General features: G+C 67.1%; 17 protein-coding genes and 1 pseudogene. 7 read left to right on the forward strand and 11 right to left on the reverse strand.

Annotation, left to right across the window (positions count from 1 at the left end):
- Nucleotides 1-35 precede the first annotated feature (35 nt).
- Nucleotides 36-1,052: a UDP-glucose 4-epimerase GalE gene (galE, locus tag ABKS89_RS05120; protein WP_348588097.1), complete on the reverse strand. Its 1,017-nt coding sequence runs from the start codon at nucleotides 1,050-1,052 to the stop codon at nucleotides 36-38.
- Nucleotides 1,053-1,156: 104 nt separating this feature from the next.
- Nucleotides 1,157-2,005, reverse strand: coding sequence for a carboxylating nicotinate-nucleotide diphosphorylase (gene nadC, locus ABKS89_RS05125; RefSeq protein WP_348588096.1), 849 nt, complete (start codon nucleotides 2,003-2,005; stop codon nucleotides 1,157-1,159).
- Between the two features lie 278 nt (nucleotides 2,006-2,283).
- On the opposite strand from nadC, the gene ABKS89_RS05130 reads away from it, so the two are divergent.
- From ABKS89_RS05130 to ABKS89_RS05145, 4 genes and pseudogenes are all read left to right on the forward strand, one after another.
- On the forward strand, nucleotides 2,284-4,578 hold the full coding sequence (locus ABKS89_RS05130; protein WP_348588095.1) for a DUF1631 domain-containing protein: 2,295 nt from the start codon (nucleotides 2,284-2,286) through the stop codon (nucleotides 4,576-4,578).
- Between the two features lie 75 nt (nucleotides 4,579-4,653).
- Entirely contained in the window at nucleotides 4,654-5,226 is a 573-nt protein-coding gene (gene ampD, locus ABKS89_RS05135; protein WP_348588094.1) for a 1,6-anhydro-N-acetylmuramyl-L-alanine amidase AmpD, read from the forward strand.
- Complete coding sequence (gene ampE / locus ABKS89_RS05140; RefSeq protein WP_348588093.1) at nucleotides 5,223-6,065, forward strand: regulatory signaling modulator protein AmpE; 843 nt, start codon at nucleotides 5,223-5,225, stop codon at nucleotides 6,063-6,065. Before ampD ends, ampE begins: the two co-directional genes overlap by 4 nt.
- 1,743 nt (nucleotides 6,066-7,808) lie before the next feature.
- Nucleotides 7,809-8,321 (forward strand): annotated as a pseudogene (locus ABKS89_RS05145) (methyl-accepting chemotaxis protein); the annotation flags it as partial.
- A 317-nt stretch (nucleotides 8,322-8,638) separates the two neighbouring features.
- Here ABKS89_RS05145 and ABKS89_RS05150 read toward each other — a convergent pair.
- Together ABKS89_RS05150 and cra are read right to left on the reverse strand one after the other, a co-directional pair.
- Nucleotides 8,639-9,418, reverse strand: coding sequence for a TatD family hydrolase (locus tag ABKS89_RS05150; RefSeq protein ID WP_348588092.1), 780 nt, complete (start codon nucleotides 9,416-9,418; stop codon nucleotides 8,639-8,641).
- 4 nt (nucleotides 9,419-9,422) lie between these two features.
- Complete coding sequence (gene cra / locus ABKS89_RS05155) at nucleotides 9,423-10,415, reverse strand: catabolite repressor/activator (RefSeq protein ID WP_138212212.1); 993 nt, start codon at nucleotides 10,413-10,415, stop codon at nucleotides 9,423-9,425.
- Between the two features lie 204 nt (nucleotides 10,416-10,619).
- On the opposite strand from cra, the gene ptsP reads away from it, so the two are divergent.
- Genes ptsP through ABKS89_RS05170 form a run of 3 tightly spaced genes read left to right on the forward strand, consistent with a single transcriptional unit; the run spans nucleotide 10,620 to nucleotide 16,215 of the window.
- Nucleotides 10,620-13,514, forward strand: a complete 2,895-nt coding sequence (ptsP, locus tag ABKS89_RS05160) for a phosphoenolpyruvate--protein phosphotransferase (RefSeq protein WP_348588091.1) — start codon at nucleotides 10,620-10,622, stop codon at nucleotides 13,512-13,514.
- Nucleotides 13,514-14,449 (forward strand): 1-phosphofructokinase, encoded by a 936-nt coding sequence (gene pfkB, locus ABKS89_RS05165; RefSeq protein ID WP_348588090.1) that lies wholly within the window; start codon nucleotides 13,514-13,516, stop codon nucleotides 14,447-14,449. Before ptsP ends, pfkB begins: the two co-directional genes overlap by 1 nt.
- Before the next feature lie 26 nt (nucleotides 14,450-14,475).
- Nucleotides 14,476-16,215 carry a PTS fructose-like transporter subunit IIB gene (locus tag ABKS89_RS05170; protein ID WP_348588089.1) on the forward strand — a complete coding sequence of 580 codons (1,740 nt, stop codon included), beginning with the start codon at nucleotides 14,476-14,478 and terminating at the stop codon, nucleotides 16,213-16,215.
- Between the two features lie 57 nt (nucleotides 16,216-16,272).
- On the opposite strand, the gene ABKS89_RS05175 is transcribed toward ABKS89_RS05170, so the two are convergent.
- Genes ABKS89_RS05175 through arnC form a run of 7 tightly spaced genes read right to left on the reverse strand, consistent with a single transcriptional unit; the run spans nucleotide 16,273 to nucleotide 24,011 of the window.
- Nucleotides 16,273-17,655, reverse strand: a complete 1,383-nt coding sequence (locus ABKS89_RS05175) for a UDP-glucose dehydrogenase family protein (protein ID WP_138212216.1) — start codon at nucleotides 17,653-17,655, stop codon at nucleotides 16,273-16,275.
- Nucleotides 17,656-17,695: 40 nt separating this feature from the next.
- Nucleotides 17,696-18,061 carry a 4-amino-4-deoxy-L-arabinose-phosphoundecaprenol flippase subunit ArnF gene (gene arnF / locus ABKS89_RS05180; RefSeq protein WP_242015311.1) on the reverse strand — a complete coding sequence of 122 codons (366 nt, stop codon included), beginning with the start codon at nucleotides 18,059-18,061 and terminating at the stop codon, nucleotides 17,696-17,698.
- A gap of 59 nt (nucleotides 18,062-18,120) precedes the next feature.
- Nucleotides 18,121-18,465 carry a 4-amino-4-deoxy-L-arabinose-phosphoundecaprenol flippase subunit ArnE gene (arnE, locus tag ABKS89_RS05185; protein WP_348588088.1) on the reverse strand — a complete coding sequence of 115 codons (345 nt, stop codon included), beginning with the start codon at nucleotides 18,463-18,465 and terminating at the stop codon, nucleotides 18,121-18,123.
- Nucleotides 18,462-20,108 carry a lipid IV(A) 4-amino-4-deoxy-L-arabinosyltransferase gene (gene arnT, locus ABKS89_RS05190; RefSeq protein ID WP_348588087.1) on the reverse strand — a complete coding sequence of 549 codons (1,647 nt, stop codon included), beginning with the start codon at nucleotides 20,106-20,108 and terminating at the stop codon, nucleotides 18,462-18,464. The genes arnE and arnT overlap by 4 nt, the downstream gene beginning before the upstream one ends.
- Nucleotides 20,105-20,992 (reverse strand): 4-deoxy-4-formamido-L-arabinose-phosphoundecaprenol deformylase, encoded by an 888-nt coding sequence (gene arnD, locus ABKS89_RS05195; RefSeq protein ID WP_518301029.1) that lies wholly within the window; start codon nucleotides 20,990-20,992, stop codon nucleotides 20,105-20,107. The genes arnT and arnD overlap by 4 nt, the downstream gene beginning before the upstream one ends.
- Nucleotides 20,989-23,010, reverse strand: coding sequence for a bifunctional UDP-4-amino-4-deoxy-L-arabinose formyltransferase/UDP-glucuronic acid oxidase ArnA (gene arnA / locus ABKS89_RS05200; protein ID WP_348588085.1), 2,022 nt, complete (start codon nucleotides 23,008-23,010; stop codon nucleotides 20,989-20,991). The genes arnD and arnA overlap by 4 nt, the downstream gene beginning before the upstream one ends.
- On the reverse strand, nucleotides 23,007-24,011 hold the full coding sequence (gene arnC, locus ABKS89_RS05205; RefSeq protein ID WP_138212222.1) for an undecaprenyl-phosphate 4-deoxy-4-formamido-L-arabinose transferase: 1,005 nt from the start codon (nucleotides 24,009-24,011) through the stop codon (nucleotides 23,007-23,009). Before arnC ends, arnA begins: the two co-directional genes overlap by 4 nt.
- Nucleotides 24,012-24,013: the final 2 nt, after the last annotated feature.

A 24,013-nucleotide genomic window follows, 5' to 3' on the forward strand; every position in this document is an offset into this window, starting at 1 on the left:
GAGCGGGGCTTTTTGTTTTCCGATTCGAAGAAAAGTCAGGCGTAGCCGCTGGGGTTCTGGCTCTGCCAGTTCCAGGCGTCGCGGCACATGTCTTCGATGTCGCGGCTGGCGCTCCAGTGCAGTTCAGCGCCGGCCAGGGCCGGGTCGGCGTGGTAGCTGGCGATGTCCCCATCGCGGCGGGGCAGGAACTGGAAGGGCAGTTCGTGGCCGCAGGCCTTTTCGTAGGCTTGGATGATCTCCAGCACGCTGTAGCCGCGGCCGGTGCCAATGTTGAAGGTCTTTGCGCCGCTGGCGCCGTCCAGCCAGCGCAGGGCGCTGAGGTGGGCGTTGGCCAGATCGACGACGTGCAGGTAGTCACGCACGCCGGTGCCGTCCGGGGTGGGGTAGTCGTTGCCGAATACGCGAATGAACGGCTGCTTGCCGGTGGCGACCTGGGAGACGTAGGGCATCAGGTTGTTGGGGATGCCGTTGGGGTCTTCGCCGATGCGCCCGCTGGCGTGGGCACCCACTGGATTGAAGTAGCGCAGGATGGCCATGGTCCACTGCGGGTCGGCGTGGGCGATGTCGCGCAGGGCGATTTCCGCCATCAGCTTGGACTGGCCGTATGGGCTGGCCGGGCCGGTGGGGGCGTCCTCGCGGATCGGGCTTTCGGCCGCCAGGCCGTAGACCGTGGCGGAGGAGCTATAGATGAAGCGCTTCACGCCATGGCGCTGCATGACCTGGCAGAGCGTGACGGTGCCGGTGAAATTGATCTGGTAGTAGGCGATGGGATCGGCCACCGATTCGGCGACGGACTTGACGCCGGCAAGGTGGATCGCCGCGTCGATGCTGTACTCGCTGAACAACCGATCAAGGATGGCTTCGTCGCGGACGTCGCCCTTGACGAAGGGAATGCTCTGGCCGGTCAGCTGCTCGATGCGCTGCAGCGGGATGGGCGAGCTGTTGCTCAGGTTGTCGAGCACGACGGGCTGATACCCCTGCTCGATCAGTTCCAGACAGATGTGGGAGCCGATATAGCCGCAGCCCCCGGTCAGCAGAATCTTGCCCGCCATTGCGCCAGTGCCTCCTTTCGCCAGCTGTAGGAAAACGCCTGAGGGAATTCAGGCGCTTGGCTGAAAGCGTAGGCAATGGAGGACAGGCGCGCCTGTCAGGGTGATTACAGGCTCAGGCGCATCGACAGATCCAGCGCCTTGACGTCCTTGGTCAGGGTGCCGATGGAGATGTAGTCCACGCCGGTCTCGGCGATGGTGCGCAGGGTGCTTTCGGTGATGCCGCCCGAGGCCTCCAGCTTGGCGCGACCGGCAGTGAGGGCGACGGCGGTGCGCATGTCGTCCAGGCTCAGCTCGTCGAGCATGACGATATCGGCGCCGGCCTCCAGCGCCTGGCGCAGCTCGCCGAGGTCTTCCACTTCGATCTCCACCGGTTTGCCGGGGGCGATCTGCTGGGCCGCCGCGATGGCCTGGGCGATGCCCCCGCAGGCGGCGATATGGTTTTCCTTGATCAGGAAAGCGTCGTACAGGCCGATACGGTGGTTATGGCAGCCGCCGCAGGTGATCGCGTATTTCTGCGCCAGGCGCAGGCCGGGCAGGGTCTTTCGGGTGTCGAGCAGCTTCACGCCGGTGCCTTCCACCAGGTCGGCATAGTGCCGGGCGCGGGTGGCGGTGCCGGAGAGCAGCTGGAGGAAGTTCAGTGCGCTGCGCTCGCCGGTGAGCAGGGCGCGGGCCGGGCCTTCCAGGGTGAACAGGGTCTGGTCGGCGCTGACCTGCTCGCCGTCGCGAACCTGCCATTTCACCTGCACGCGCGGGTCGACCTGGCGGAATACCTCATCGACCCAGGCGGTGCCGGCGATGATGGCGTTCTCGCGGGTGATGATGCGGGCGCTGGCGTCGCGCTCGGCGGGGATCAGTTGGGCAGTGATGTCGCCGCTGCCGACGTCTTCGGCCAGTGCGGCGCGGACGTTGGCCTGGATTTCCCCGGAAAGCTCGGCGAGGGTGAGGTTCGGCATGGAAAGCTCCTGTTCGCAGTGGCGCGATTATACGGGCGACAGCGCGCGGCGTGCAGGGCGTGGTGTTTTTTGGACCGCCGTACAATCTGTCGGACGGACGGCGGGCGCTTCAGTGTGAATTTCTTCAAGAATGCGTGAAATGTCTCTTGGTTGTGTAAGAAGCTTCCCTATAATGACGTTGAACCTTTCCGCTTTTTGACGCCACTAAATTGACGTTACGGATGACGCTTCGATGACTGTTGGTGCCGCCAGACAGGTCTGACGGCAGGAGACTTGCGATGCAGAACGACGCGAACGTAGTGCCGCTGAACAAGTCGGCCACGGAACCCTCGCAGAATTCGTTCGCTGGACGCGTTCCGGCGGGGCTCGTCGCTGTCCGCGATAAGGTCGCCGTCCAACTGCGTCACGCCATGCAGGCCCTGTTCGACAACGCCGACGACACCCTGTTCGAGATGGCCGATCGCGCCGCCAACAACGCCGAACAGAGCGCCTACTTCGAAGCCATGCGCGACCTGCGTCTGAAGCGCAAGGGTATCGAGCGTGGCGTGCTGCAGAAAGTCTTCGAGAACTTCGCCAACCTGAATCAGTATGAGATCGGCCGCGCGCCGGCGCTGGATACGGTTTCCTACGAAAATCTCACCCTGGTGCAGAACGACGAACTGGAAGAGTCCGTCGCCCTGGATGCCATGGTCGCGAAGGTGATGAGCCGCGACGGCGTCGCCCTCACGCACCTCACCACCCGTTTCAATACCCTGGTCAGCAAGAAGGTCGAGGACAAGAACAACCCGCTGGGTCCGCGCCAGCTGTGCGAAGCCTTCCTCGATGCCTGCCGTGGCCTGGGCGTGGAGATCAAGGTCAAGCTGATCATCCTCAAGCTCTTCGAGAAGTACGTGCTGGCCGACGCCGAGCACCTGTATGCGGAAGCCAACCAGACGCTGATCGCGCTGGGCGTGCTGCCGGAGCTGAAATCCGTCCCGCTGCGCCGTCCGCCGCAACGCACCGTACCCAGCAGCCAGGGCGCCGCGCCGTCCTCTGCTGCCGCTGAAGCGGGCGAGCAGGGCGTCCCCGCTCAGTACATGGATGCCGACAGCCAGGCCGCCTTCGCTGCCTTGCGCGACCTGCTCTCGCAAGTGCGCGGCAGTGCCGCCCCGACGCGCTCCATGCCCGCCGATGCGGTGCCGATTTCCAGCAATGACCTGATGCGCCTGCTGTCCCACCTGCAGTCGCATCTGCCGGCGCAGAGCATCGACGAGATCGACGTGCGCCAGCACCTGGATCACCTGCTGACCCGCGTCAGCAGCAAGAGCGGCCGTTCCCGCGTGGTCGGCCAGGTGGACGAGGATGTCATCAACCTCGTCTCCATGCTCTTCGAATTCATTCTCGATGACCGCACCCTGCCGGATTCGCTCAAGGCCCTGATCGGCCGCATGCAGATCCCGATGCTCAAGGTCGCGGTGCTCGACAAGACCTTCTTCAGCCGTGGCAGCCACCCGGCGCGCCGCCTGCTCAACGAGATCGCCTCGGCCGCCCTGGGCTGGGCCGAGCAGTCCGACGGCCAGCGTGACCACCTGTACCAGAAGATCGAGCAGGTGGTGATGCGCCTGCTGAACGACTTCGTCGACGACCCGGCGATCTTCTCCGAGCTGCTCGACGAGTTCATCTCCTTCACCGGCGACGAGCGCCGCCGCAGCGACCTGCTGGAGCAACGCACCCGCGATGCCGAGGAGGGCCGCGCGCGCGCCGAACTGGCCCGTCAGGACGTGGAAGGCGTGCTCAATGAGCGCCTGCTGGGTCGCACCCTGCCCGAAGTGGTGGTGCGCCTGCTGCAGGAGGCCTGGAGCCAGGTCCTGCTGCTCACCTGCCTGAAGCACGGCACTCACTCCAGCGAGTGGGAAGCCGCGCTGGCGACCATGGACGACCTGATCTGGAGCGTCGAGCCCCACGAAGATCCGGACTCCCGTCTGCGCCTGCTGGAAATGGTCCCGCAACTGCTCAAGTCACTGCGCGAAGGCCTGGCTTCGGCCGCCTTCGATCCGTTCTCCACCGGCGAATTCTTCAGTCGCCTGGAAGGGCTGCATGTGCAGGCCTTCCAGCGCTACAAGCAGGTCGAGGAAGCGCCGCTGCTCGATCTGGAAGACGACCTGCCGCTGCTCGACGACCCGCTGGATGCACCGGCAGACGTCGCGCCTGCACCTGCACAGCCAGCCATGGTGGCTGTGGTCGAGGAGATCGTCCTCGCCTCGCCGGAACCGCCCCGCGCCGTAGAGCCCGAGGAGGCCTTTGCCGACGACGACGAGTCGCTGCGCAAGGTCGATGACCTGCGCGTCGGCAGCTGGGTGGAAATCCAGGAAGACGAAGAACACAAGCTGCGCTGCAAGCTGGCCGCGGTGATCCGCCCGAGCGGCCGCTACATCTTCGTCAACCGTACCGGCATGAAGGTGCTGGAAAAGACCCGCATGAGCCTGGCCGTCGAGTTCCGCCGCAACGCCGTGCGCCTGCTCGACGACGCGCTGCTGTTCGACCGTGCCCTGGAGTCGGTGATCGGCAACCTGCGCCGCCTGAAGAACGCCTGAGCCCGCTGGCCGCGTGCCAGCGAGTTCATTTCCCCCGTCGCCTGCTTTAGAGTGGGGCTCTGCCAAGGAGTCTCCATGCAGATCGACCCCGAATCCGGCTGGTGCCTCGATGCCCAGCGCTGCCCCTCGCCGAACTTCAACGCGCGCCCCGACGGCGAGGAAGTCTCGCTGCTGGTCATCCACAACATCAGCCTGCCGCCCGGCCAGTTCGGTACCTGCAAGGTGCAGGAGTTCTTCCAGAACCGCCTGGACGCCGATGAGCACCCGTACTTCGCCAGCATCTGCAGCCTGACCGTCTCGGCGCATTTCCTCATCGAGCGCGATGGCTCGCTGTTCCAGTTCGTTTCCTGCAACTCGCGCGCCTGGCATGCCGGCGTGTCGCGCTTCGACGGCCGGGAGAACTGCAACGACTTCTCCATCGGCATCGAGCTCGAAGGCACCGATAGCGAACCCTACAGCGAGCGGCAGTACGAGGTGCTGGCGCAACTGACGCGGCAATTGCGCAAGGTCTACCCGGCTATCACCCCGGAGCGCATCCAGGGCCACTGCGATATCGCCCCGCAGCGCAAGACCGACCCGGGCGAAGCGTTCGACTGGACGCGCTACTTTGCCGATATTGGCGCCGGCCTGAAGAAGGAGCCGACATGAGTTTCCTGGTGCTGTTGCTGGTCCTGCTGGTCGAGAAGTTCTCCGGTTGGCGTGCAAAGGTTCAGCGCGACGGCTGGTGGCTCGGCTGGCTGGATAGCGTGGGCGGCGTGAAGTCGCTGGTGGCGCAACCCTGGCTCGGCCTGCTGGTGGCGATCCTGCCGCCGCTGCTGTTGCTGGCGCTGCTGCTGACCCTGCTCGAACCGGTCGCCTACGGCCTGCTGGCGCTGCCGGTACAGTTGCTGGTGGTGGTCTGGTGCCTGGGGCGCGGCGACGTGCTGCGCGCCATCGGGCCGTTCCGCGATGCCTGGCGCCGCGAGGATGCCCAGGCCGCCTACCACGTCGCCGAGCGCGACCTGGGCGTGCAGGTGCAGGCCGATGGCGACGACGACCTGCTGGCCGTGGTGCAGGGCACCCTGGTGTGGGAGGCCTACCAGGCCTTTTTCGCCGTGATCTTCTGGTACGCGCTGCTCGGCCCGGTGGCTGCGCTGGCCTACCGCCTGCTCGCCATCGCCGCCGAGCAGGCGCGCCAACCGGAGCTGCGCGAACGCGCCGCGCAACTGCGGCATGCCTTCGACTGGTTGCCGTCGCGCGCGCTGGTGCTGAGTTTCGCCCTGGTGGGCAACTTCGTCGCGGTGACCCGCACCCTGTTGCATGACCTGCTGGCCTGGGACGTACCTGCCGCTCGTCTGCTGGCGCGCGCCGGCTACGTCGCCGAAGACTTCAACGAAGGCGGCCTGGGCGCCAAGGGTGTCGCCAGCCTGGATGCGCTGTGGCAACTGCTGGTGCGCTCTGCCGTGCTCTGGTACGCCATCTTCGCGATCTGGACGCTGCTGCTCTGAACCCGCGAATCGGGCCGGCGCCCGCCGGTCCGATGATGGCATTTTAACCTTAAGTTACAGAACTCCCCGCCGATATCAGGTACACATCGAAACCAAAGCGTGAGGTGACGGCCGCTGCATGACAGTGACCGGCCGGTGAGCGCTCGTGGCGACGGCCCGTCCAGGGGCGCGCCGTACCATCCCCGACAAGCGACATAACAATAACGGGAACAGGAGACGTCTTTCGTGAGGACCGTGCTCTATCCGGCCATCGCGCTGATGAACCGTCTGAGCTTCGGCATGAAGTTCAGCCTGATCAGTGTGCTGTTCTTTCTGCCGATGCTGATTACCAACTTCTACCTGGTGCGCGACTCCTACGGGCAGTTCGTCAGTACCCGTGCCGAGCTGGAGAGCCTGTCGCTGATCAGCGACGGCCTGAAGGTCCGCCGCCACCTCGAGTCCTACAACGACCTGTTGCAGATCAACGGGATTCTTGGTCAGTCCAGCAAGACCGCCGGCCTCGACTCGCGCATCAGCCAGTTGCACAAGGACCTGCAGGCGCAGATCGGTGGCCTGCAACCGGTCACCCAGGACGCCGAGCAGATCACCGAGTTCAACGCCAAGCGCGACGAACTGCTGGCCAGCCTGAAGGGCGTCGACGCCGAGGGCTCGCTGCAGAGCAAGGCGGCCATGGCCGCGCGCCTGCTCAGCGAAGTCCAGGTGTTCAACAAACTGCTGGTGTCCCAGGCCGGCCTGAGCCAGGACGACGCCCGCGACCTGCGTCAACTCGCCGAACTGATCACTTCCGGTACCCCCCAGGTCACCGAGACGCTCAGTCATGGCCGGACCATGGGTTCCGGCGCGCTGGGGCAGGGGTTCCTCAACTCCTCCACCAGCAGCAAGCTGGACGACCTGCTGCAGGACCTGGAAAAGCTCCACGCCGAGTACGGCCTCAAGCTGCAGGACGCCCTGGGCGCCAGCCCGGCCGCGCAGAGCGCGTTGTCCGCCGATGCCCAGGCCAGCCGTGAAACGATCAAGAGCATGGGCAAGCTGTTCGAGGACAAGGTCGTGATGGCCGATACCCTCGATACGCCCTGGTCCGAGTTCTATGAGCAGGTCAGCAAGGCGATGGAGCAGACCTACCGCCTCGACGACCAGGTGCTGCAGTTCGTCGATGGCGCCCTGCAGGCGCGCCTGGCCAGCAAGCAGCGGCAGATGGTGCTGCTGGTCGTCGCGCTGCTGGTGGTGTTCGTCTCCATCGTCTACCTCTACGGCGGCTTCTACGTCTCCACCCGCACCACCCTGAAGAGCCTGGGCAAGATGATGGAACGCGTCGCATCCGGCGACATGACCGTCAACTTCCAGGCCCAGAGTCGCGACGAGCTGGGTGAGCTGGGCGATGCCTTCAACCAGACCGTGTCGAAGATCCACGACCTGATCGAGCAGGTTGGCCGCACCGTCAGCGAAGTGGAGCGGCAGACCGTGCGCGTGGAGTCGGTTTCCGCCGAGAGCAACCAGGCGGTGGCCGGTCAGCGCAACCAGATCGAGCAGGTCGCGACGGCGATGAACCAGATGGCCGCGACCGCCCAGGAGGTCGCGCGTAGCGCCGCCGTGGCGGTGGGCAGCGCGCACAACGTGAATCAGGAAACCGCCAGCGGCCGCGCCCTGGTGGAGTCCCAGGTGGGCAGCATCCAGCGCCTGGCCGGCGAGATCGATGAATCGGTGGCGGTGATCAACCAGCTGGCCGCCGACAGCGCCTCCATCAGTCGCGTGCTGGATGTGATCAAGGGTGTCGCCGAACAGACCAACCTGCTGGCGCTCAACGCCGCCATCGAGGCCGCGCGCGCCGGAGAGCAGGGCAGGGGTTTCGCGGTCGTGGCCGACGAAGTACGCACCCTGGCCAAGCGCACCCAGCAGTCCACCGAAGAGATCGAGCAGATGATCGCGCGCCTGCAGAACGGCGTGGGCGCGGCGGTGAAGGCCATGGGCAGCAGTCACCAGACCGCCGACGGCACCGTCAGCCAGTCGGCCCAGGTGCAGCAGGCGCTGGAGAACATCCTCCAGGCGGTGGGCGCCATCGTCGACCAGAACCAGCAGATCGCCGCCGCCGCCGAGCAGCAGACCGCCGTGGCCCATGACATCGACCAGAACATCGTCGAGATCAACCAGGCCGGCGAACGCACCTCCGAAGGCGCCAGCGAGACCGAGCGCGCCAGCCGCGAACTGGCCGGGCAGGTGGTGGAACTCAAGCGACTGATCGGCGCGTTCCGCGTCTGATCCGAAAGATCCGGGGCGGACCTGGCGGTCCGCTTCGCAACGAGGTTTTCGCCAGCAGGCCGATGTCCGTGGGTCGCACGGATGCACCCCATCTCACGGGCATCGGTTTGTCGGTGAATCCGGGATTACTGTGATCGGTTTCGATCCCCCTGGTTGTTCACTCTGACGCGTCCCCTCACCCCAGCCCTCTCCCGGAGGGAGAGGGAGCCGTCGGTACCGGCTGATGCCATGGATTCATCCTGCGCTGAACGGTCCCCTCTCCCGCTTGCGGGAGAGGGTTAGGGTGAGGGGCTCTTGTTCTTGCAGGAGGGGACGGTTCAGCTCCAGCCGAACAACTCCATCGCATTGCGCGTGCTGGCACTGGCCAGCTCCTCCGGGCTGACGCCCTTCAACTCCGCCAGTGCCGCGCAGATATCTGGTAGGTGTTCCGGGCTGTTGCGCACGCCGGGGTACATCGACGGCGCCATGTCCGGCGAGTCGGTTTCCAGCACGATGGACTCCAGCGGAATCTCCGGCACCACCTTGCGCAGGCGGTTGGCCTGCGGCCAGGTCGGCGCGCCGCCCAGGCCCAGGCGGAAACCCAGCTTGAGGTATTCGCGGGCTTCCTCGCGGCTGCCGGCGAAGGCATGGATGATGCCCTGGCGCTTGGGCTTGTAGCGCTTGAGCGTGGCGATCATCGCTGCATGGGCGCGGCGTACGTGGAGCAGCACCGGCAGCTCGAAATCGATGGCGATGCGCAGCTGTTCCTCGAAGATGGCCTGCTGGCCATCGCGGTCGAGGTCTTCCAGGTAATAGTCCAGGCCGATCTCGCCCACCGCGCAGAGCTTCGGGTGCCCGGCCAGGCGCTGCAGCCACTCGCGCAGCGCCGTCAGATGTTCCGGCCGGTGCCGCGCCAGGTAGATCGGGTGCAGGCCAAGGGCGGCGTACAGGTCCGGCTCGTTGTCGACCAGCGCCCAGACGTCCTCCCAGTTCTCGCGGAATACCCCCAGCAGCACCTGTCGCTCCACACCCAGCTCGCGGCTGCGTTGCAGCACGGCGGCGCGGTCCTGCTCGAAGTCCGGGCAGTCGAGGTGGTTGTGGGTGTCGATCAGGCGCATCGGTTCACTCCGTGCGCAGCTTGAGGTTGCGCGGGATCGGGTGCACGCCGGGGGTGTAGCTGTTCTGTTCGATGGCGGCCAGCGCGAGGTCCAGCGCGCGCTCGGCGATCAGCGCGTGCTGCTGGGAAATGGCGTTGACCTTCAGTGGCACGAAGTCCAGCAGCTGGGTATCGCCGAAGGTGGCGATGCGCAGGTCCGCCGGCCAGCCGCTGGGCAGCGCCTGGAGCACGTCGAAGACGCCTTCGAGCAGCACGTAGGAGGTGGTGATCAGCGCGTCGGGCAACTGTCCCTGGCTGGCCAGCAGCTCTTCCATCAGAAGGCGGCCGCAGGGGCGGCTGAAGGTCTCGCCGTGCTCGATCAGCACCTGGCCCCGGTAGTCGCGCAGGGCGCTGCGGAACCCTGCGGCGCGTTCCTGGGAAATGATCAGCTCCGGTCGTGCGCCGAGCAGGGCGATGCTGCGCGGCGCCGGCTTGAGCAGGCTGGCGGTGAGGCGCTGGCTGGCGTCGCGGTCGTCGCTCACCACCGAGCAGAAGCGTTGCGGGTCGAGCTGGCGGTCCACTGCGATGATCGGCACGCCGTCGGCCTGCAGGCGCGCGTGGCTGTCGTCCACGCTGGGCAGGCAGCTGGCGACTATCAGTGCGTCGCAACGTCGCGCGCGGAACAGGTTGAGCACCTGGCGCTCGGTGTCCGGTTCGTCGTCGGAGCAGGCGATCAGCAATTGGTAGCCGCGCGCGCGCGCGCCTTGCTCGAGCAGCTTGGCGAGCTTGGCGTAGCTGGGGTTTTCCAGGTCCGGCAGGACGAAGCCCAGGGTGCGGGTCTGCCCGCGGCGCAGGCTGGCGGCCTGCTGGTCCGGGTGGTAGCCGTGCTCCTCGATCACCGCGCGCACGCGCTCCACCGTGGCGGCGCTGATGCGGCGCTGGACGGCCTTGCCATTGATCACATAGCTGGCGGTGGTGACCGAAACACCTGCCAGGCGGGCGATATCACTGAGTTTCAACGCGGGATGCTGCCGACAATTGGGGGCTTCAAGGATCACGCATTATCGAGTAACGTGCCAGTCTCAATAGGTGAAACGATTCAGCATTGCGCACGCAGTATTGCCTGAACCCTGTTCCTGCGCCGCAACCTCTAAGCTGATCACCGTACAAGCGGATAACCGCCCCAGCGCCAGCGCGTGCGAACGCCGGTGAGGAGACAAGCGATGCTCGAATTCAACGCGCAGCAGGTCCGCATGGGCCAGCGCGCTGCCGACAAGCAGGCCGCCCTGGCCCTGCTCGGCTCCGCCCTCGAGGACGACGGCCTGGTCGCTCCGGGTTACTTCGCCGGGATGCAGGCTCGCGAGGTGCAGGGCTCTACCTACCTCGGGCAGGGCATCGCCATCCCCCACGGCACTCCGGAAACGCGCCACCTGGTGCAGCGTACCGGCGTGCGCCTGATGCACTTTCCCGAGGGCGTACATTGGGGCGACGGGCAGACCGTACACCTGGCCATCGCCATTGCCGCCAAGTCCGACGAACACCTGCGCCTGCTGCAACTGCTCACCCGTGCGCTGGGTGACGGCGAAGTGGGCGCGGCGTTGCGTGCAGCGCAGAAGCCCGAAGACCTGCTGCAGTTGCTGCAAGGTGGAGCGCCGCAGCCGCTGCTGTTCGACGAGCATCTGGTCGGGCTCGGCGTCGCCGCCGAGGATTTCGACGAACTGGCGCTGGTCGGCGCCCGCCGTCTGAAGAAGGCCGGCTGCGTCGTCCCCGGCTTCGCCGCCGCGCTGCATGATCAGGAAGCCCTGCCGCTGGGCGCCGGGCTCTGGTGGCAGGACAGCGAACAATGCGTCACGCGTCCCGGCCTCGTTTTCGTCACTCCGACGCGCGAGCTGAGCCACGCCGGCCAGCCTGTGCGCGGTCTGTTCTGCCTGGCCCGCCAGGGCAACTCTCATGAAGCGGTGTTCGCGCGCCTGTGCGATCTGCTGGTGGATGGCCGTGCCGACGAATTGGCGAGTGCCACTTCCGTTCGCGCGGTGCTGGAGGCCCTGGGCGGCGAATTGCCGGTGGACTGGCCGAGCATCCGCGTGCCGCTGGCAAACCCCCATGGTCTTCACGCGCGCCCAGCGCAGGTTCTGATGTTGCTGGCGCGGGAATTCAGCGGGGAAATCCGTGTGCGCATCGCCGAGGGCGACAGCGCCCCGGTGTCGATCCGCAGCCTGAGCAAACTGCTCAGCCTCGGCGCGCGACGCGGGCAGATGCTGGAGTTCTTTGCCGAACCGGAGATCGCCGAAGCCGCGCTGGTTGCTGTCCGTACGGCAGTGGAGCAGGGCCTGGGCGAAGAGGTCGAACCGCTACCGGAAACACTCGAACTGATCGTCGAAAGCATTCAGCTGGACGAGCAGGAATTGCAGGCCGTGCGGGCTCCCGAAGCGGGTGCGCAGCTCCAGGCCATCCCCGCATCGCCGGGCATTGCCCACGGGCCGGCCTACGTGCAGGTCGCCCGGGCCTTCGAATTCGCCGCGCGCGGAGAGGCGGCGGAGGTCGAACGCCAGCGCCTGGACGAGGCGCGCACGGCCATCAGCCGGGAGATCGAAATCCTCGTGGAACGCAGCCAAGTCAAGGCGATCCGCGACATCTTCGTCACCCACCAGGCCCTGCTGGATGACCCCGAACTGCTCGACGAGGTGCAGGCGCGCCTGGTCGAAGGCGCCAGCGCCGAAGCGGCCTGGAGCCAGGTGATCGAGCGTGTGGCCGGCGAGCAGGAGGCCCTGCGCGACGCGTTGCTGGCCGAACGTGCGGCGGACCTGCGCGACGTCGGTCGGCGAGTGCTGGCGCGCCTGTGCGGCGCCGAGAGCGCGGTTGAGCCCAGCGAGCCCTACATCCTGGTGATGGATGAAGTCGGCCCGTCAGACGTGGCGAGGCTCGATCCGGAGCGCGTGGCTGGTATCGTCACCGCGCGCGGCGGTGCGACTTCGCACAGCGCGATCATCGCTCGCGCGCTGGGCATTCCCGCATTGGTGGGCGCCGGGGCAAGCGTGCTGGCGCTGGAATCCGGCACCGCCTTGCTGTTGGATGGCGAGAAGGGCGAGCTGACGATTGCGCCGGACACACAGACGCTACACGCCGCCGAAGCTCAGCGTGACCTGCGCCAGCGCCGCGCCGAGCAAGCCGAGGCGCGCCGTCATGAGCCGGCAGTCACCCGCGACGGCCATGCCGTGGAAGTCTGTGCAAACCTCGGCGATACCGCCGGCGCGGCGAAAGCCGTCGAGCTGGGTGCGGAAGGCGTGGGCCTGTTGCGCACCGAATTCGTCTTCATGGACAACCCCCAGGCGCCGGACCAGGCGACCCAGGAACTCGAATACCGTCGCGTCCTCGACGCCCTCGAAGGCCGCCCGCTGGTGGCGCGCACCCTCGATGTGGGCGGCGACAAGCCACTGCCTTACTGGCCGATCCCCGAGGAAACCAACCCCTACCTGGGCATCCGTGGCGTGCGCCTCACGCTGCAGCGCCCGCAGATTTTCCGCACCCAGCTGCGCGCCCTACTCACCGCCGCCGCCGGCCGCCCGCTGCGCATCATGTTCCCCATGGTCGGGCAGGTGGATGAGTGGCGCCAGGCCCGCGACCTCACCCTCGAACTCTGCGCGGAGCTGGGCGGCGAACACGACCTGCAGCTCGGCATCATGGTCGAGGTGCCGTCGGCTGCGCTGCTGGCGCCGGTGCTGGCGCGCGAGGTGGACTTCTTCAGCGTCGGCACCAATGACCTGACCCAGTACGCATTGGCCATCGACCGTGGCCACCCGAGCCTGTCTGCCCAGGCTGACGGCCTGCACCCGGCCGTGCTGCAACTGATCGACATGACCGTCCGCGCCGCCCATGCCAACGGCAAGTGGGTAGGCGTGTGCGGCGAACTGGCCGCCGACCCGCTGGCCGTGCCATTGCTGGTTGGATTGGGAGTGGACGAGCTGAGCGTCTCGGCGCGCAGCATTCCCCTGGTGAAGGCGCGGGTCCGCGAACTGGACCTGCCGACTTCCCGCGAGCTGGCGCAAGCCGCCCTGACCCTGTGCTCGGCGGCGGACGTTCGCCAGAGTGTCGCCCTCGCGCTGCCGGAGGTGCACTGATGGCCCGCATCCTCACCCTGACCCTGAACCCCGCGCTGGACCTCACCGTGCGCCTGCCGCAGCTGGAGCCCGGCGAGGTGAACCGCAGCGAATCGGTGCTCAGCCAGGCCGCTGGCAAAGGTGTGAACGTCGCCCAGGTGCTGGCCGACCTTGGGCATTCCCTGACCGTCGCCGGCTTCCTCGGTGCGGACAACGCGCAGCCGTTCGAAGCTCTCTTTCGCCGTCGCGGTTTCATCGACGCTTTCGTCCGTGTGCCGGGCGAAACCCGCAGCAATATCAAGCTCGCCGAAGGTACCGGGCGCATCACCGATATCAACGGGCCCGGCCCCGAGGTGGGTGAGGCGCAGCAGGACGCGCTGCTGGATCGCCTCGACCTGATCGCCGCCGACTTCGAGATCGCCGTGGTTGCCGGCAGCCTGCCGCGCGGCGTCGCCCCCCAGTGGCTGCGCGAGCTGTTGCTGCGGCTGCAGGGGCATGGCCTGAAGGTCGCCTTCGATTGCAGCGGCGCAGCCTTGCGCGCGGGTATTGAGGCCTCGCCCTGGCTGATCAAACCCAACGACCAGGAGCTGGGCGAGGCCTGTGGACAAGTCGCCGGCAGCGCCGAGGAACTGACTGCTCAGGTCGAATCGCTGCGCGCTCGCGGGATCGAGCAGGTGGTGCTTTCCCAGGGCGCCGAGGGCGTGCGCTGGTTCAGCCCGCAGGGCGTCTGGCAGGCGGTGCCGCCGCAGGTGGAAGTGGCCAGCACGGTGGGTGCCGGCGATTCCCTGCTCGCCGGCATGATCCATGGCCTGCTCGCCGGCTGGCCGGCCGAGCGCGTGTTGCGCCAGGCAACGGCGGTGGCCGCGCTGGCGGTCACCCAGTTCCAGTTCGGCATCGGCGATGTGCAGCGGCTCAAGCGCATCGAAGACGCGGTGCAGGTTCAGGCGCTGGCCTGAGCGATAGAACAACAAGAGGTATGACGATGAACCTTGCCCTGATCACGGCCTGCCCCAACGGCCAGATTTCCAGCGTGCTCAGCGCTCGCCTGCTGCGGGCGGCGGCCGAGCGCCTGGGCTGGTCGGTGTGTGTCGAGCAATGCGACCCGCAGCATCCGGAGCGCCAGTTGAGCGAAGGCCAGATCGCCGCGGCCGACTGGGTGCTGGTGGTCAGTACGCAGCCGCTGGAGCTTTCGCGTTTCGCCGGCAAACGCCTGGTCCAGGCCCGGCCTGCCGAGGCGCTGGCCGAGCCCGCCAGCTTCCTGCAGCGAGCGCAGGAAGAGGCGCAGGTCTGGCAGCCCGGTGAGCCTTCGAGCGTACCGCTCGCAGTGGAGCGCGCGGCGAAAGTCGTTGCGGTGACCGCCTGCCCGACGGGAGTGGCGCACACCTTCATGGCGGCAGAGGCGCTGCAACAGACGGCGCACCAAATGGGCATCGAGTTGCGGGTGGAAACCCAGGGCTCGGTGGGCGCGCGGAACCCGCTGACCGCGGAAGAGATCGCGGCCGCCGATGTGGTGCTGCTGGCGGCGGACATCGAGGTCAATCCCGAGCGTTTCGCCGGCAAGCGCATCTTCCGTTGTGGTACGGGCGTGGCGCTGAAGCAGCCGCAGGCGACCCTCGAGCGCGCGTTGAAGGAAGCGACGGTGGAGTCCGCTTCATCTGCCGGCAGCAGTGCGGCGCCAACCAAGAATGAAGCGCGCGGGGTCTACAAGCACCTGCTCACCGGCGTGTCCTTCATGCTGCCGATGGTGGTGGCCGGCGGCCTCTTGATCGCGCTGTCCTTCGTCTTCGGCATCGAGGCCTTCAAGCAGCAGGGCACCCTGGCGGCGGCGCTGATGCAGATCGGCGGCGACGCGGCGTTCAAGCTGATGGTGCCGATGCTCGCGGGCTATATCGCCTGGTCCATCGCCGACCGTCCTGGCCTGGCGCCGGGGATGATCGGCGGGCTGCTGGCGAGCACGCTGGGCGCGGGCTTCCTCGGCGGCATAGTCGCCGGCCTGCTGGCCGGCTATTCGGCGCGGGCGATTGCCCAGTGGATTCCGTTGCCAGCCAGCGTCGCGGCGCTCAAGCCGATCCTGATCATTCCCTTGCTGGCCAGCCTGTTCACCGGGTTGGTGATGATCTACGTGGTGGGTTCGCCGGTGGCGGCGATGATGCGTTCGCTCACCGATTTCCTCGCCGGCATGGGCACCACCAATGCCATCCTGCTCGGCCTGCTGCTGGGCGGGATGATGTGTGTGGACCTCGGTGGGCCGATCAACAAGGCGGCCTATGCGTTTTCGGTCGGGCTGCTGGCTTCGCAGAGCTATGCGCCGATGGCGGCGGTCATGGCGGGCGGCATGGTCCCGCCCATCGGCATGGGTATCGCCACGCTGCTGGCGCGGCGCAAGTTCGCCCAGAGCGAACGCGAGGCCGGCAAGGCTGCGCTGGTGCTGGGGCTGTGCTTCATCTCCGAGGGGGCGATTCCCTTTGCCGCGAAGGACCCGCTGCGGGTGATCCCGGCGAGCATCGCCGGAGGTGCGCTGACCGGCGCGCTGTCGATGCTGTTCGGCTGCAAGCTGCTGGCGCCCCATGGCGGGTTGTTCGTGCTGCTGATCCCCAACGCGATGAACCACGCGTTGCTCTACCTGCTGGCGATTGCCGCGGGCAGCGTGGTGACCGGGGTGCTTTATGCGCTGCTCAAGCGCGGCGAGGCGGCGCCGATGATGGTGATGGGACAGGTGTAACGGAGCTTGCACTGACGCAGGAGCGGACAAAGTCCGCTCCTGCGGGTTCAGCTTCGGTCAGGCGCTGCGTCGGTGACGTTGCTCGACGACCTGCGCCGGCACCGGCAGGCGGTGCGAGTCGCCACGGCCCATGGGGAAGTACTCGAAGCCGTAGCGCGCTACGCGCTCGGGGTCGAACAGGTTTCGGCCGTCGAAGATCACCGGGGTCTTCAGGCGGCTGGCCACCAGCTCGAAATCCGGTGCCTTGAACTGCCGCCACTCGGTGCAGATCACCAAAGCATCGGCGCTGCCCAGGGTGGCTTCCGGCGTGCCCATCAGGGTCAGGCGTTCATCGTGGCCGTACAGGCGCTGCGCTTCAGGCATGGCTTCGGGGTCGAAGGCGCGGACCTTGGCGCCGGCTTCCCACAGGGCTTCCATCAGGGTGCGGCTGGGGGCGTCGCGCATGTCGTCGGTGTTGGGCTTGAACGACAGGCCCCAGAGCGCGAAGGTGCGGCCCTTGAGCTTGCCGCCGTAGTAGCTGCGGATGCGCTCGAACAGCTTGCTCTTCTGCCGCTGGTTCACCGCCTCCACGGCGCGCAGCAGGTCGCTGGAGCAGTGGGCTTCCTCGGCGCTCTGGATCAGGGCCTGGACGTCCTTGGGGAAGCAAGAGCCGCCGTAGCCGCAGCCAGGGTAGATGAAGTGGTAGCCGATGCGCGGGTCGGCGCCCATGCCCTGGCGCACTGCCTCGATGTCGGCGCCCAGGTGCTCGGCCAGCTCGGCGATCTGGTTGATGAAGCTGATCTTGGTGGCGAGCATGCAGTTGGCGGCGTACTTGGTCAGTTCCGCACTGCGCAGGTTCATGGTCAGGATGCGGTCGTGGTTGCGGTTGAACGGCTCGTAGATCTCGCGCATGACGTCCAGCACCTCGGCGCTTTCGCAGCCGATGACGATGCGGTCGGGTTTGCGGCAGTCGGCCAGCGCTGAGCCTTCCTTGAGGAACTCGGGATTGGAGACGATTTCGAAGTCCAGGCTGCGGCCTTCTTCGGCGAGCACCGCCAGCACCTTGGTCTTGACGCGGTCGCCAGTGCCCACCGGCACGGTGGACTTCTCCACGATGATCACCGGCTGGGTGCGGTTGCGGGCAATGCCTTCGGCCACCGCCAGCACGGCGCGCAGGTCGGCGGAGCCATCGGGCAGCGGCGGGGTGCCGACCGCGATGAACTGCACGCGGCCATGGCCGGCGGCCTCGGCGACGTCGCTGGTGAAACGCAGGCGCCCGGCTTCCAGGTTGTCCTTCACCAGCTCGGCGAGGCCCGGTTCGAAGATGCTGATCTGGCCGCGCTTGAGCTTGGCGATCTTGTCTTCGTCGATGTCCATGCATAGGACGTCGTGGCCCACTTCGGCCATGACTGCGGCCTGCACCAGGCCCACATAACCGATTCCGAATACGCTGATTTTCATGTTGTGCTCTCCCGGATAGGGACTCGAAGCGGGATTGGGGTCAGTCGAACTGCGCGTGCTCGGAGCGAGCGTCGCTGGGTTTGATGACGGTTGTTCTGTCAGGGCGGCGTGGCGCGTTGATCGCGATCACACCGGCGATCACCAGGGCGACGCCCAGGGTGCGCGGCAGGCTCAGGGGCTCGCCGAAGCCCGGCAGCACGGCGGCGCCGAGGTAGACGAACGCATAGCTCAGGCTCAGCAGCGAATAGGCGCGGCTCAGCGGCAGGTGTTTGAGGGCGAGCAGCCAGCAGAGCATCGACAGCGCGTAGGCCAGTACCGCGCCGGCCAGCGCCAGCAGGGCGGCGAGGTCCAGTTGCGCGAGGTCGAACGGCCAGTGCGTGGGCAGGCGCGTCATGCTCCAGCGCATGCCCAGCTGCGCACCGCTCACCAGCAGCACGCTGCCCAGGGCGAAGGCGATGCCGCGCTTCACGAGTGCATCCCCAGCAGGGCGACGCCGCCGACGATCAGTGCGACGCCGAACCAGTGGCGTGCATCGATGCGCTCGCCGAACAGGCGGCTCGCCAGGAGCGTCACCAGCACGAAGTTCAGGCTCAGCATGGGATAGGCGACGCCCACTTCCAGGCGCTGCAGGACCAGTAGCCAGAGCAGCAGGCCGAACCCCAGGCAGGCTACGGCCAACAGCAGCCAGGGCGAGAAGAGCTTCGCCGCCATGCTCGAAGGAGTATCGCGCCAGTTTTCCACGGCGAGCTTCTGCGCCAGCTGGCCCAGGCAGGTGAGCAGGCAGACGCCGGCCAGCAGCAGGGCGGTCATGGCGTGGCCTGCGGAATCAGCAGGACCACCAGGTGGTTCTGCCGGTAGCTGATGGCGTCGCTGGGCAGCATGGCCAGTTCGGCTTCATCGCTGGCGCTGTTGACCCGCATGATCACGCCGATGGAGCCCTCGGCGCGGGCGCGTTCGATCCAGGCGTGGATGCCGTCTAGGGCGATGCTGCGGCCCTGACCCTCGGGATAGCCCAGGCCGAACTTCAGCTCGCCTTCGGTGTTGAACAGCGTGATGTCGCTGCGCTGGGTGCGCCAGGCGAGGGCGGTTGCCGCGCCGAGGTCATTGCTCAGCAGGCTGCGGGCGCTCTTGAGCTGGTCCAGGTGCTCGGCGATGAACTGGTCGGGCATCTTGCTGTTGACCATCTTGTTCGGCATCGCATTGGGTACCAGCGCCACCAGCAGCCAGGCCGCGAAGGCCGGTGCCGCCCAGTAGCGATTGGGTCGCAGCAGCTGCAGCAGGCCGGCCAGCAGCCAGACTACGCAGACCAGGGCGACCATCAGCACGCTGGGCAGTTCGTCGTGGTACTGCGGGTGGCGGGCCTGCATGAACAGCAGGCCCGCCAGGGCGCTGCTGCCCAGCAGCAGGTTGAGCGCGCCGTTGAGTTTCAGCGCGATCAGCTTGCGTTGCTGCAGCGCACGGCCGATGGCGTCGGCCATCAACAGGGCGAGCGGGGCGAAGCAGGGCATGATGTAGGTCGGCAGCTTGCCCTTGGCCAGGCTGAAGAACAGGAAGGGCATGACGAACCACAGCAGCAGGAATACCAGCCTGGAGTCACGCCAGCCCTGCAGGCCATTGCGCAGCGCCGGGAAGATCAGCACCGCCCAGGGCAGCGCGCTGGCGAACAGCAATGGCACGAAGAACCAGATCGGCCGACCGTGCTGCGCGTCCTCGCCGGCGAAGCGGCGGATGTGCTCGTGCCAGAAGAAGAAGTCCCAGAAGTCCTGTTCGCGGGCGTGGATCAGCAGCACCCAGGGCGCGGCGACCAGTACGGCGACCAGCACCGCCAGGGGCCCGTAGCGCAGCAGTTCGCCGGAGCGCTTCTGCAGCAGGGCATAGGGCAGGCCGATGAGCACCGGCAAGAGGAAGGCGAGGAAGCCTTTGGTCATGAAGCCGAAGGCGCAGGCGGCGCCCAGCAGACTCCAGGCGGCGAAGCGTCCGCGCGTGGTTCTGGCGTCGAAGGCGAACCACAGGGCGCCGAGGCTGAGATTCACGCAGAAGGTGAACTGCGGGTCGAGGTTGGCGTAGCCGGCTTGGCCTGCGATCAGCCCGAAGCTCAGGTAGAGCAGGCCCGCAGCCCAGGTGCGGCGCGGGTCATTCCACAACCGGCGGGCGACCAGGATGACCAGCAGGGTGCTCAGTGCGGTGACCAGCGCCGAGCCGAAACGCACGCCGAACAGGTTCTGCCCGAACACGGCCTGGCTGGCGGCGGTCAGCCAGTAGCCGCCAGTGGGCTTCTCGAAGTAGCGCAGGCCGAGCAGGTGCGGGGAAATCCAGTCGCCAGTCTGCAGCATGGACTGGCTGATCTGCGCGTTGCGCGACTCGTCGGGAATCCACAGCCCGTGGAAGGCCATCGGCAGCAGGATGCACAGTACGAAGGCGGCTAGCAGGGACGGGTAGGCCAGGCGCTTCATGCGTGCTGCACCCCCAGCCAGCCTTCGCGGCCGGCCAGTTCGCCGCGCACGAGACTGGCGACGGGCAGGGTGGTCGGGTCGTCCGGCAGCAGCCGGCCCAGCGGAACGAAGCGGATGCCGCCGGCCCGTGCCTGGGCCAGCAAGCGGCGGAAGTCGTGGGCCATGAGAATGCCCTCGACCTCGGCGTGAATGGTGTACACGTTCAAGGCGTCCATGTCGAAACGGGAAAGGATGTAGTCATTGAAGGCGGACGGCGCCACCTGCGGGCCGACGACTTCGTCGAAGGTAGGCATGTCCACCGGGATCTGCGGGGTGCCGGCGCGACCATCGGCCAGGCGCGGACGGAACAGTGAGCGGCCGCGGCAATCACTGTTGTAGCGAAAGCCGAAGCGCTCCTTGGCTTCCACGGTGCGCTCGTCGGCGCGCCAGCCGGCCACCGCCGAGCACTCCACCGGGTTGCCGAGGATGTCGGCGAGGGTGTCCACGCCCCGGCGGATCTGTTGCTCCAGTTGCTGCGCGCTCCAGCGGCCGGCGTTGGCCTGCCAGCTGTGGTGGTCCCAGGCATGCAGGCCGACTTCGTGGCCGGCGTCCTGGGCGCGTCGCATCAGGTGGCCCAGGTCGCGGCCGATCGGCTTGCCCGGCCAGGCGGTGCCGGCCAGGAGGATGTCCCAGCCGTAGAGGCCGGCGGCGTTGGAGCGCAGCATCTTCCACAGGAACTGCGGGCGGATCAGGCGCCACAGGTGCCGGCCCATGTTGTCGGGGCCGACGCTGAAGAAGAAAGTCGCCTTGACGTCGGTTTCCTCGAGCATGTCCAGCAACCGGGGCACGCCATCACGGGTGCCACGGTAGGTGTCGACGTCGATGCGCAGTCCCGCTCTCATCAGGCGATGCTTTTCTTCAGCGGGAAGGCATGAGGTAGACCGCCGGAGCGTTCGGCCAGGGCTTCGCGGAGGAAGAAGTCCAGGGTCTTGCCGATGGTGGCCGACAGCTCCACGCTCGGCTGCCAGTCCAGCAGGCGACGGGCGTTCTCGATGCTCGGCTTGCGGTGCGACACGTCCTGGTAGCCGTCGCCGTAGAAGCTGCGGCTTTCCACTTCGCGGAAGCCGGCGAAGGGTGGGAACTGGTCGCGCAGCGGGTGGGCCTCGAACTGGCGCAGCAGTTCTTCGCCCAGCTGGCGGATGCTGGCTTCGTTGTCCGGGTTGCCGATGTTGACGATCTGCCCGTCGCAGCGGCCGCCTTCGTTGTCGATGATGCGCGCCAGCGCTTCGATGCCGTCATCCACGTCGGTGAAGCAGCGCTTCTGCTCGCCGCCGTCGACCAGGCGGATCGGGGTGCCTTCCACGAGGTGCAGGATCAGCTGGGTAATGGCGCGGGAGCTGCCGATTCGCGCGGAGTCCAGGCGGTCCAGGCGCGGGCCCATCCAGTTGAACGGACGGAACAGGCTGAACTTCAGCCCCTTCTGGCCGTAGGCCCAGATGACGCGGTCGAGCAGTTGCTTGGAGACCGAGTAGATCCAGCGCTGTTTGTTGATCGGGCCGACGATGAGGTTGGAGGTGTCCTCGTCGAAGTTGGCGTCGGTGCACATGCCGTACACCTCGGAGGTGGACGGGAAGATCACGCGCTTGTTGTATTTGACGCAGTAGCGGACCAGCTTGAGGTTTTCCTCGAAGTCCAGCTCGAACACGCGCAGCGGGTTGCGGGTGTATTCGATCGGCGTGGCGATGGCCACCAGCGGCAGGACCACGTCGCACTTCTTGATGTGGTACTCGATCCACTCGGTGTGGATGCTGATGTCGCCTTCGACGAAGTGGAAGTCCGGGTTGCCCTTCAGGCGCTCGATGGCGTCGGAGCCGATATCCAGGCCGTAGACCTCGTAGTTGCCGTCACGCAGCAGGCGCTCGGAGAGGTGGTTGCCGATGAAGCCGTTGACGCCGAGGATCAGCACGCGGGTCTTGCGCTTGGGCTTGCCGAGTGCGCCATGCAGGCGCGAGCCGTCCACCAGGCCCATCTCGCGGGCCAGTTGCGGGCCGGCGAGGAACAGGCCGCTGTCATTCTGCTGGCCGGAGAGGATTTCCAGCGAGTCTTCGCCGCAGGCGATGCGCAGGGGATCGACCGAGAGCACCGAGCCGGGCGCCATGCCGTTGTTTCCGGCTGCAACGCGCGAGCTCCAGACGATCAGCTTGCGATCGCCCACCGGAGCGAAGGCGCCGGGGTAGGGCTGGGTGACGGCGCGGACCAGGTTGTGCAGTTCGCGGGCCGGGCGTTTCCAGTCGAGCTGGCCGTCCGCCGGGGTACGGCGACCGAAGTAGCTGGCACGGGATTCGTCCTGGGCGACTTCCTGCAGCTCACCGCGCGCCAGGCGCGGCAGGGAGGCGGCGAGCAGTTCGCGGGCGGCTTCGCGCAGCTTGCCGTGCAGCACCAGGGCGGTGTCGTCGGCGCCGATGGCGACGCTCTGCTGGGCAAGGATGCCACCGGCATCGGCGCGCTTGACCATGCGGTGCAGGGTCACGCCGGTCTCGGTCTCGCCGTTGACCAGCGCCCAGTTGGCCGGGGCGCGGCCACGGTAGCGCGGCAGCAGCGAGCCATGCAGGTTGTAGGCGCCCCTGGTGGCGCAGGCCAGCAGAGCTTCGCTGAGCAGGTGGCGGTAGTAGAAGGAGAAGATGTACTGCGGCTGCAGCTCACGGATGCGCGCGACCCACAGCGGGTGGTTGACGTCTTCCGGGGCGTGCACCGGGATGCCCAGGCGAGCGCAAAGCTGCGCTACGGAGCCATAGAAGCGGTTCTCCTTGGGATCGTCGGCGTGGGTGAAGACGGCGTCGATCTGGTAACCGGCGGCGAGCAGCGCTTCGATGCCGGCGCAGCCGAAGTCGTGGTAGGCGAAGACGATGGTCTGCTGGGTCATGGCTGGATGGACTCGAAAGAAGGGGAAGAAGTGGTGATCTGGGCGCGCGGCGTCTCGGTGCGGACGATGCGCTCGATGAAGAAACGGGGGCGGGCGCGCACGTCGTTGTACATGCGCCCCAGGTACTCGCCGAGCAGACCCATGCCGACCAGCTGCACACCGGTGAACATGAACAGCACGGCGAACAGCACGAACACCCCGTGGCCGGCCCAGGCGGCACCGAACAGCAGGCGCAGCACCAGCAGCATCAGGGCGAAGGCGAAGCCGGCCACCGCCATGCCGCCGCCGACGAAGGACAGCAGGCGCAGCGGCGAGGTGGTCATGCAGGTGACCAGGTCGAACATCAGGTTGATCAGGCGCAGGAAGTCGTACTTCGACTCGCCGTGCTCGCGCTCGGCGTGGGCGACGAGGATCTCGCTGGTGTGGCGGGCGAAGCTGTTGGCCAGGATCGGGATGAAGGTGCTGCGCTCGCGGCAGGCGAGCATCGCCTTGACGATGCTCGAGCGATAAGCGCGCAGCATGCAGCCGTAGTCGTTCATCGCCACGCCGGTGGAGCGCTGCACGGCGAGGTTGATCAGTTTCGACGGCCAGCGGCGCAGGGCGGAGTCCTGGCGTTGCTGGCGCACGCTGCCGACCACGTCGTAGCCCTTGGCGGCTTCGGCCACCAGGCGCGGGATTTCTTCAGGTGGGTTCTGCAGGTCGGCGTCGAGGGTGATCACCAGGTCGCCCTGGCACTGCTCGAAACCGGCCATGATCGCGGCGTGCTGGCCGTAGTTGCGGTTGAGGATCACCGCCACCACATGGCTGCCCGGCGCCTGCGCGGCTTCCTGCAGCAGGTCGGCGGAGCTGTCGCGGCTGCCGTCGTCGATCAGTACGATCTCGTAGTCGCGGCCCAGCTGTTCGCAGGCGGCGGTGGTGCGGCGCAGCAGCTCGGGCAGGCTGGCCTCTTCGTTGTACACCGGGATGACGATGGACACGCGATGGATCGGATAGGGTTTCACGG

The sequence above is a fragment of the Pseudomonas sp. LABIM340 genome (assembly GCF_040017195.2).
In the GTDB taxonomy this organism is placed as follows: Bacteria; Pseudomonadota; Gammaproteobacteria; order Pseudomonadales; family Pseudomonadaceae; genus Pseudomonas.